This is a genomic window from Maribacter sp., assembly GCA_020629415.1.
Lineage (GTDB): Bacteria > Bacteroidota > Bacteroidia > Flavobacteriales > Flavobacteriaceae > Maribacter > Maribacter huludaoensis.
The window spans coordinates 1-9,161 of sequence record JAHDDL010000051.1 but is presented as its reverse complement, the minus strand read 5'-3'; the positions used below and the strand labels follow the sequence as shown (position 1 = coordinate 9,161).

General features: G+C 34.8%; 11 protein-coding genes. 10 read left to right on the top strand and 1 reads right to left on the bottom strand.

All coding sequences use genetic code 11. The annotated features are described in order from the left end of the window. A partial coding sequence (locus tag QZ657_RS15475) for an aspartate/glutamate racemase family protein (protein WP_291968011.1) occupies positions 1-378 on the top strand: 378 nt, incomplete at its 5' end. On the opposite strand, the gene QZ657_RS15470 is transcribed toward QZ657_RS15475, so the two are convergent. Next, complete coding sequence (locus QZ657_RS15470) at positions 375-1,271, bottom strand: AraC family transcriptional regulator (RefSeq protein WP_291968010.1); 897 nt, start codon at positions 1,269-1,271, stop codon at positions 375-377. The genes QZ657_RS15475 and QZ657_RS15470 overlap by 4 nt on opposite strands. Before the next feature lie 166 nt (positions 1,272-1,437). Between QZ657_RS15470 and QZ657_RS15465 the strand changes: the two genes are divergently transcribed. The 9 genes from QZ657_RS15465 to QZ657_RS15425 all read left to right on the top strand — a co-directional run bounded on the left by QZ657_RS15465 (position 1,438) and on the right by QZ657_RS15425 (position 8,914). After that, on the top strand, positions 1,438-2,064 hold the full coding sequence (locus QZ657_RS15465; RefSeq protein WP_291968009.1) for an alpha-ketoglutarate-dependent dioxygenase AlkB family protein: 627 nt from the start codon (positions 1,438-1,440) through the stop codon (positions 2,062-2,064). A gap of 59 nt (positions 2,065-2,123) precedes the next feature. Beyond that, positions 2,124-2,423: a putative quinol monooxygenase gene (locus QZ657_RS15460; RefSeq protein ID WP_291968008.1), complete on the top strand. Its 300-nt coding sequence runs from the start codon at positions 2,124-2,126 to the stop codon at positions 2,421-2,423. 208 nt (positions 2,424-2,631) lie between these two features. Beyond that, positions 2,632-3,306, top strand: coding sequence for an NAD(P)H-dependent oxidoreductase (locus QZ657_RS15455; protein WP_291968007.1), 675 nt, complete (start codon positions 2,632-2,634; stop codon positions 3,304-3,306). A gap of 27 nt (positions 3,307-3,333) precedes the next feature. Then, positions 3,334-4,341, top strand: coding sequence for a zinc-binding alcohol dehydrogenase family protein (locus tag QZ657_RS15450; protein ID WP_291968006.1), 1,008 nt, complete (start codon positions 3,334-3,336; stop codon positions 4,339-4,341). Between the two features lie 142 nt (positions 4,342-4,483). Beyond that, on the top strand, positions 4,484-5,317 hold the full coding sequence (locus tag QZ657_RS15445) for a DUF4437 domain-containing protein (protein ID WP_291968005.1): 834 nt from the start codon (positions 4,484-4,486) through the stop codon (positions 5,315-5,317). 285 nt (positions 5,318-5,602) lie between these two features. Next, entirely contained in the window at positions 5,603-6,076 is a 474-nt protein-coding gene (locus QZ657_RS15440; protein WP_276472475.1) for a Dps family protein, read from the top strand. A gap of 31 nt (positions 6,077-6,107) precedes the next feature. Further along, a complete protein-coding gene (locus QZ657_RS15435) occupies positions 6,108-6,377 on the top strand; it encodes a UBP-type zinc finger domain-containing protein (protein WP_291960838.1) in 270 nt (89 codons plus the stop codon). A 12-nt stretch (positions 6,378-6,389) separates the two neighbouring features. Beyond that, the gene (locus QZ657_RS15430) at positions 6,390-8,033 is read left to right on the top strand and encodes an FAD-dependent oxidoreductase (RefSeq protein ID WP_291968004.1); all 1,644 of its coding nucleotides are present in this window, start codon (positions 6,390-6,392) and stop codon (positions 8,031-8,033) included. A 14-nt stretch (positions 8,034-8,047) separates the two neighbouring features. Then, positions 8,048-8,914 (top strand): AraC family transcriptional regulator, encoded by an 867-nt coding sequence (locus tag QZ657_RS15425; protein ID WP_291968003.1) that lies wholly within the window; start codon positions 8,048-8,050, stop codon positions 8,912-8,914. The last annotated feature ends 247 nt before the right edge of the window (positions 8,915-9,161 follow it).

The following is a 9,161-nucleotide window of genomic DNA, read 5'->3' as shown; positions in this document are numbered from 1 at the left end:
ATTACTAGGGTAGGTGTATTGGGAAGTACCGGTACCATTTTGGCAAAAGTATATCCTGAAGTGCTATCAAAATACGGTATTGAGGTAATACAACCTTCTGAAGATATTCAAGATTTATTTGTGCATCCGTCAATTTATGATACTAGTTATGATATAAAGGCTTTCTCCAATCCTGTTCACCAAAAGGCAAAAGAAAATTTGAGTATGGCAGCCACATATTTATCTAGAAAAGGTGCCCAAGCGGTAATATTAGGTTGTACCGAAATTGCGTTAGCCATACAATATGAAAAAATAGAAAACAGTTTAATTATTGATGCCACAACGGTTTTGGCAAGTGCCCTTATCAGAGAATCTAAAAAAATGGAACAATTAGTTTAAGTATGCACAGCGGGTATACAAGTTGCTCTTTTCAATAACATATATTCGCCTTTAATTTTAAAATCCCGAATAGATGAGCCTGTGTAACGTTTAAAGGTTTTTGAAAGATGACTTACATCTGTAAAACCTAAATCATCTGCTATTTGGGTAAGGGTGAAATCTGAATTTAAAAGGCGAATTTCTACCAATTTCAGTTTTGCCTTGATTATATATTCCCGTAAAGACATACTAACTTGTTTTTTAAAATATTCACTTACATAGGTGGGCGACATGTTAAATACCTTGGCTAAATTTTCGACCTTTAATAATTCCGTTTTATCGATATGAGTATTAATATAGGTGAGCATTTTAGTGATGCGATCATCAACTTGGTTCTTTGGCAATTCAAAATAATTGCTCTTTTTAATATTGCGAATCAAAATTTCTAAAATACTCGTCATTAAACTAGTGACCAAGTTTATAGATTCTTCTCCATAGTTTCTAGACTCTTGAAGAATCATACCTATTAAATTTTCTAGATAGTTGCGATCCATTTCATTCTTAATGATATCGCCTGGCAATTGATTGTAGTTAGATAATATGTAAGACGCTTCTTTAAACCATTCATTTCTATCAATAGTTATCCTATTCGCATTTTTAAAAAACGAATCGGTAAACTTTAAAAAAACAAAACGCGTAGGTTTTTCTATAGTAAAAGAATGGCACTTTAAGGGAGGTAACAAAAACATACTATTCTTGCCATAGGCATAATCATTGTAGTTGATGCACTGGGTACCTTCACCTTCTTTAATTAATACCAGTTCAAAAAAATTGTTCTTCACCGGGCGTTGCTTCCAACTAGTCAATTCAATTTCTTGTATTTCAAAAGGTTTATGTGCTTCTAATACCTGCATTTTTTTTTAGTTATTCAGTAATTTACAGACTAAAATAGGTGAAATGAAATAAAATTGACCTAACAAAACCTTTATTTATACAAATTAAACCGTTACTATTACTTATAGTTGTAACTTAAAGTAAATATCTTTGCAAGAAGATTACCATTAAAAATTTGTTATTCTATTGGATTTATTTAATCAAACCAGTTTATTTTCAACTGATGAAGTACGTAAAACTACTTTTGACTTGCCGGGAGCAGAAATTATCTTATTTGAAAAATACTTTAATAATCAAGAAAGCAAAAAGCTATATCACAACCTAGTAAACAATACGCCTTGGCAACAGGATAAGATTATCATTCATGGTAAATTAATTGATTACCCAAGATTAACAGCTTGGTACGGAGAGAAAAGCCAAGATGCTACCTCTACAGAAAAGAATAAAGTTATTCCGTGGAATGACGAATTGTTATTCATAAAGAACCGAATAGAAAAGGAGGTCAATATTAAATTTACACGTTGCTTGCTCAATTATTATCGTGACGGCAAAGACAGTGTTGATTGGCACCAAGATTATAAAGGAGAACAACGTAATAACACTGTGATAGCCTCGGTAACATTTGGCGCTACCAGACCTTTTCAATTAAAGCACGTATCACGATCAAATTTAAAACGAGTTGACATCCCATTAGTTAATGGCAGCCTTTTATTGATGCAAGGCGCTACACAAGAAAATTGGAAACATAAAATCCCTAAAACTTCAAAAATAATTCCCCCAAGAATTAACCTAACCTTTAGATGGATTGGTTGATCTTTTATTCTTCATTCTCTATATTTATACGAAATAGTAGTTAACAGTTTAGATATATTATGAAGAAATCCTATTTAACCTTAGTAGTACATATCCTTGTAAAGGAAGCATATAGAAAAGAAATAAAAGCTGAATTGCTTAAACTTATTAGTCCTACTAGAGGAGAGGAAGGTTGTATTGCCTATGACTTACACCAAGATAACAATAACCCAAACTTATTCCTATTTCATGAAAAATGGGTTAATCAAGAATATTTAACCAAACATTCTCAAAGTGACCATATTGCGGCATATAGAATTGCTTCTAAAGATAAGTTAGAAAATGTTACTGCTTATAAAATGACGGAGCTTACCAACTAGAACAGTAACAAAAAAGGTTTTATTCCTAATAATTAGTTTATAAACCAGTATTTATATTGGTTTACGGCTTTTTTTTGGCGAAATTTTAATATTTAAACCCTGGAAAACCTCTTTTTGTACATACATCACCTTCTTTTGTACCAATAAAATACTGGGCTACTCATATATCTTTGTTTTAAAATTAAACAATAGATATAAAATATATATAATGAGCACACCTAATATTGCCAAAGAAGACATACTAAACGCCTTTAATTACAGACACGCTACCAAGGAATTTGATGCTACAAAGACCATTTCTGACGAGGATATGAAATTCATCTTAGAAACGGCACATTTATCGCCTAGTTCATTTGGTTTTGAACCTTGGCATTTTGTGGTGGTACAAGATAAAGAGTTAAGAGAGCTGTTAAAACCTGTTGCTTGGGGCGCGCCTTTAAAATTAGATACTGCCAGTCACTTTGTTTTAGGTTTAGCAATGAAAGCGCCTATGGTAAAGCATAACGCAACTTATATAGAGCATATGATGAAAGAGGTAAAACAAATGCCTGCCGAAGTTATAGAAATATACTCTAAATTTTACAGAGAATTTCAGGAGCGCGATTTTAACTTAGATACGGATAAAAAGCTTTTCGATTGGTCTTCTAAGCAAACCTATATTGCATTGGGCAATATGATGACATCAGCAGCATTAACAGGTATAGATTCTTGCCCAATTGAAGGATTTCATCAAGAAAAAGCAGAGGCTTTATTAAAAGAGAAATTTGGAATTGATACCGATAAATACGGACTAGCTTTTATGGCAGCCTTTGGGTACAGAAAAGCAGACCCGGAGTTTCCTAAGTCTCGAAGAAATTTTGATGATATTGTAACTTGGAAATAAGGACAAATTCACTTAAAAATCACATTTATGAAAGCAATAGGATACAAAGAGAATTTACCAATTGAAAATGTAAATTCGCTCCAAGACATAAACGTTGAAACACCCAAAGCAGCTGGCAAAGATATTTTAGTTGAAGTAAGGGCCATTTCGGTAAACCCAGTAGATTATAAAATTAGAGCCAACAGACCAGCTCCAGATGGAGAATGGAGTATTATTGGTTGGGATGCTACAGGTGTTGTTAAGGAAGTAGGAGAAGATGTATCTCTTTTTAAAGTAGGTGATGAAGTTTGGTATGCCGGTGATTTAAACCGACAAGGTAGTAATGCCCAATATCAGTTGGTTGATGAACGTATAGTAGGTAAAAAACCTGCAAGTTTATCATTTGCAGAAGCCGCTGCCTTACCACTAACCACGCTTACAGCTTACGAAATGCTGTTTCACAGATTAGAGGTTTCTAAAGATGATGCCAACAAATCTATTTTGGTTATTGGTGCTGCTGGTGGCGTGGGTTCTATTTTGGTGCAACTGGCTAAAAAGCTTACCAAATTGAATATTATTGGTACCGCTTCTAGAGAAGAAACAACTTCGTGGTTAAAAGAATTGGGTGCAGATACGGTAATTAATCACAGAAATAAGCTTAGCGAGGAATTTGATAAATATAACTTGCCAGCACCAGAGTATGTGGTGAGTTTAAATGCTACTGAACATCACGTAGATGAAATTGCTAAACTGATTAAACCACAAGGGAAATTCGGATTTATAGATGACCCAACATCGTTAAACGTGATGCCTTTTAAAGGCAAAGCGGTATCTACACACATTGAGCTAATGTTTACGCGCTCTATGTTCCAGACCGATGATATGATTGAGCAGCATAACATTTTAAATGAAGTTTCTGAGCTTATAGACAATGGAACAGTTAGAACCACTTTGGGAGAAAACTTCGGGACTATAAATGCTGAAAATCTTAGAAAAGCACACGCTTTTTTAGAGACCGGAAAAGCAAAAGGCAAAATTGTTTTAGAAGGATTTTAAATCCATTATCATAAATGTCACTTCGAGTGTTTTTATTGAAATACCATGGAAATAAAAAAGTATCGAGAATTTGGGAACATGTTTGCCATTCTACATGAAGCAATGTAAAACACTATTGATAGAAATATTAAAACATATCAAAATGAAAAAAACAATACTTCTTGTATTTGCAATAGCAATAACGGCATATTCAAACGCGCAAACACCAACAACTGACGACATTAAGTCTGTAAATGAAGTGGTAACCGCAGATAATGTAGAATGGGGTTGGTTAAACCCTTTGCGAGGCGATAAAAGTCCGGCTGCAGGAAAACTTTGGGGCGACAGAACTAAAAACGAACCAGCGGGATTTTTGGTGAAATTCAAAAAAGGATTTTCATCACCACCGCATATTCACAATATAACCTATAGAGGTGTAGTAATTAAGGGATTGTTACATAATGATGATGAAAATGCCGAGAAACAATGGCTGCCAGCAGGTTCTTATTGGCAACAACCAGCAGGAGAAGCGCATATTACTGCTGCTGACGGTGAAGAAAATATGGCGTTTTTAGACATTCAAGAAGGTCCGTATTTGGTGAAACCTAAATCTGAAGCTTTTGATAATGGCGAAAGACCTGTAAATGTGGATAAAACAAACTTGGTCTGGTTAAATGCTAACGACATCCAATGGGTTTCAGAAAAGAGTAATGTTCAAACTGCCTTTTTATGGGGAAGTCACGAAAAAAATCAGCTACGTGCCGCGCTTGTAAAACTGCCAGCCGGTTTTAGCGGAAGCATAAAAAACTTAAGCCCAAACTTTAGAGCGGTTATTATTTCTGGTGAAATAACACATCAGTTTTCTAACGAAGATTCTAAAAACGAGTTACAACCTGGTTCTTATTTTGGAGCGCAAAATGGTGCTACATCAAAAATTTTAACAAAAAAAGAAACAGTTATTTATATAAGAGGCAACGGCGTATTTGAAGTTAAATAAACGGGTAATATGCTGATTTTTCAATTGTATTAGAGATAAAAAGCTTCCTTGTTTTGGTCATAAGAATGTACAGACTCAAACACTTAATCAAAAAATAGTTTTCTTGAAAAATTCTTAACCCTTAGTCATAACAGATTTGCATTTAACAAGATTAAAATGTTAAAAGGGTCAAATATAATTTCAAATAGGCTATTAACTACTTGATAATTAATGGTTTTATTAAAGTTCTTTCTTTAAATTTATAAATATCAGTTTAATGAAATGTAGAACATAAAATTTAAAGAAATGAAAACAAATATTGGAATTACCGAGGAAAACAGATCAAAGGTTGCAGAGCATTTATCCACTATATTGGCTGATGAATATGTGTTGTATACCAAAACTTTAAGAGCACATTGGAATTTAGAGGGTATTGATTTTCACACCAAACATGTGTTTTTTGAAGAGCATTATAATGCAATTAAGGAATATATTGACGGTGTTGCAGAACGTATTAGAAAAATAGGTCATTATGCCCCTGGAACTTTAAAACAATTTTTGCAGTTAACACATTTATCGGAAGAAATAAAAGGAGACAATTCTAGCAGTAATTATATGAAAGTCTTGTTAGCCGACCATGATACCATTATTGTAGAAATGAGAAAAATCATCCCTACAATAGAAGAAGATTTTGGTGACGTTGGTACTGCCGATTTTTTAACTGGACTGTTACAAGAACATGAAGAAATGGCTTGGATGTTACGTGCCAGTTTAAGCTAAAAGTATTTAAACAAAGGTTTAGATTTAAATTATGCAGCAAAAATCTTGCGACCACATAAAGGCCATTTCCAACATCAAAACTGCTACTGAGCGTGTTTGTGAGGAATGTATTAAACATGGCTATGGCTGGGTACATTTGCGTACATGTCAAGAATGTGGTGTAACACTTTGTTGTGACGATTCTAAAAATAAACATGCTACGGCCCATTTTCATGCAACTAAGCACCCGGTTATAAATTCGGCAGAACCTAATGAAAAATGGTTTTGGTGTTATCTTGATAATGCTTTTGTAACCTATTAAACCAAACCAATTATGATCGACCCAAAATTTCCTGAATTAACCAATGTTCAGGTAGAAAAACTTAAGAAGTACGGTGAAATAGAGTTCTATAAAGAGCCAACGGTCGTTTTGGATTTTGGAGACCGGCATTATGATTTTTTTGTGGTGCTTACTGGCGAAATCAAAATTATAGACCCTGATAAAAAAGATGAAAATATTGCCATTCATACCAGGCATCAATTCTCAGGTTCAAGTAGTATTCTCTCACACAGAGCCGTTGGGGTTTGCGGTGAAACCTTAGCAAATACGCAGCTAATAAGAATAAGTCCTGAAAACCTAAAAAGTGCCATTGCCAAATTCAGTGATATTAGCGATGTACTTCTAAATGCATTTTTGTTGCGTGAAGACGCGCTGAAAAACAATGTTCAGGGTATTAAGCTAATTGGTTCTGAACACTCCAATGAAACCTACGCTATCCGTGATTTCATGGATAAGAATGATATTTGGTACAATTTTATTGATTCGGATAAGGAAGACGGATTGGTGCAGTTATTGGAAACTTTCAATTTAAAAGAGTCTGACCTGCCTGTTTTGATCAATAGTCAGAATGAGATTTCCGTTCGCCCATCCATAGATGAAATTGGTACGTGTACCGGTGTTCGGTTGCAATTGGATGATGATATTTATGATGTTCTAGTGGTAGGTGCTGGTCCCGCTGGCTTGGCTGCTAGTGTTTATGCCGCTTCAGAAGGCTTGAAAGTGTTGACCATAGACAGTAATTCCCCTGGCGGTCAAGCCGGTAAAAGTTCTAAAATTGAGAATTATCTAGGGTTTCCTACCGGAATTTCAGGACGTGACCTTGCCAATAATGGCTACATACAGGCACAAAAGTTTGGTTGTACCATATCCGTGCCTCATAGGGTAGAGGGAATAGCGCGCAAAGAAGGCTATTACGAAGTTAATTCTAACAACACATCTATATTAAAGGCTAAAACGGTCATTGCCGCAACAGGTGCCGCGTATAGAAGACTGCCTTTGGAAGGTATTGAAAAATTTGAAGGTTCCGGAGTGTACTACAGTGCCACTTCAATGCATGCCAATATGTGTAAAAACAGCGAAATAGGTATTGTGGGCGGTGGCAACTCCGCAGGTCAGGCGGCATTGTTTTTAGCAAGCCATGCGCATAAAGTATATGTAATCATCAGAAACGAGGATATTGGCGCAAAAATGAGCGATTACCTTGTGCAGCGAATTTTCGCATGTGATAATATTGAAGTTTTAACGGGTAGTAATGTCGTTAAGGTTGAAGGCGATACGTATTTGGAAAAGGTAGAAATCAAACAAAACGATGCTTTAGTAGAAAACAACATTAATTACCTATTTACATTTGTTGGCGCAAAACCGTGTACGGAGTGGTTAGACAATATTATAGACACAGATGCTAAAGGCTTTGTACATACAGGGCTCACTATTTGCGACAATGCTTTAAATGGCGAATCGGTATTCAAACATAGAAAACCTTACACTTTTGAAACCAGTTTACCCGGACTTTTTGCTGTTGGAGATGTGCGTTCCGGGTCGGTTAAACGCGTAGCTTCGGCAGTAGGTGAAGGGTCTATTGTAGTTAGTGACATCCATAAATTTTTAGCGCTTGAAACCGAAGCAAAAATTATATAGTACTTTTATGCCCTATGCCACGTACCATTATCGAAAATATTGTAATTCAGGAATACAAAGACCAAACTTTTTTTGAATTTTGTAAGTATACTACCATCAGGTTTTTTGAGATTGTGTATTTTGAAAAGGGTAGCGGCACCATAAAGATTAATGAGAAAACAGTAAACTATTCGGCTAACAGCATTTTTGTTTTTGTACCAGATGATATTTACATCGTAAATCCGGAATCGGCAACTACTACTATTGCCATTAAATTCTTGAAAAGCTTTTTTAAGGGAGATGCACCGCAAAATGCAAATCTTCCTGTGAACGATTGGTTTCGTAAAATTGAAGGGATTCTAAATAGTGAAAGTCATCAATTACGTGAAATGCGTTTTGAAACCGAATCGGACAAAATACATTTACTTTCATTGATAAAAATGGTGGCTGCTGAAAACGATAAAAAGAAATCATACGACCTGTTTATCATTCAAAATTCACTTTCTGTAATTCTTCATTTAATTGCGCGTAACATTCAGTTTTTAAATGCCGATATGAGTACTAAAATTGTTGAATCGTCTAAAATTCAGCAAATCATCAACTTTATTCACGCTAATATTTACAATTCAGAATTGCTTACCACCAAAAACTTGGCAGAAGAGTTTCATATGGCGGACAATTATATTAGTGAATACTTTAAAAAACATACCGATGTTTCTTTAAAAAAATACATTCTTAACTACAAATTAAAACTGGTAGAAACCCGATTAAAATATACCGATCTGCAGTTCTCAGAGATTGCAATGGAATTAGGCTTTACAGATTCTAGTCACCTTAACAAGACCTTCCAAAGTTATAAGGGGATGACTATTGGTGCCTATAAGGCAGGTATTTCCCAATAAATTACCATTTACCTCTTTTTTTACTAAAAGCCCTTTGTTTTTTACTTATCCAAAGCTTGAGTGCCTAGGTAACTTTGTACTGTAATACTAACAGAACAATATTTACCAAAAACTCAATATTATGGAATACAAGAATTTTCAAACATTTACGGCAGAACAAAAAGGAGGAATTTTAACAGTGACTATCAATTTTGGTCCTGTAAACGTACAAGGGCAAGAAATGCTTGCAGATTTAAGCAGTCTTTGT

Bases quoted from the DNA above. Each gene is read 5' to 3' on its own strand.
- QZ657_RS15450 (WP_291968006.1), top strand. From the start codon at position 3,334: ATGAAAGCAATAGGATACAAAGAGAATTTACCAATTGAAAATGTAAAT.
- QZ657_RS15460 (WP_291968008.1), top strand. From the start codon at position 2,124: ATGAAGAAATCCTATTTAACCTTAGTAGTACATATCCTTGTAAAGGAA.
- QZ657_RS15430 (WP_291968004.1), top strand. From the start codon at position 6,390: ATGATCGACCCAAAATTTCCTGAATTAACCAATGTTCAGGTAGAAAAA.
- QZ657_RS15440 (WP_276472475.1), top strand. From the start codon at position 5,603: ATGAAAACAAATATTGGAATTACCGAGGAAAACAGATCAAAGGTTGCA.
- QZ657_RS15445 (WP_291968005.1), top strand. From the start codon at position 4,484: ATGAAAAAAACAATACTTCTTGTATTTGCAATAGCAATAACGGCATAT.
- QZ657_RS15455 (WP_291968007.1), top strand. From the start codon at position 2,632: ATGAGCACACCTAATATTGCCAAAGAAGACATACTAAACGCCTTTAAT.
- QZ657_RS15470 (WP_291968010.1), bottom strand. From the start codon at position 1,271: ATGCAGGTATTAGAAGCACATAAACCTTTTGAAATACAAGAAATTGAA.
- QZ657_RS15425 (WP_291968003.1), top strand. From the start codon at position 8,048: ATGCCACGTACCATTATCGAAAATATTGTAATTCAGGAATACAAAGAC.
- QZ657_RS15435 (WP_291960838.1), top strand. From the start codon at position 6,108: ATGCAGCAAAAATCTTGCGACCACATAAAGGCCATTTCCAACATCAAA.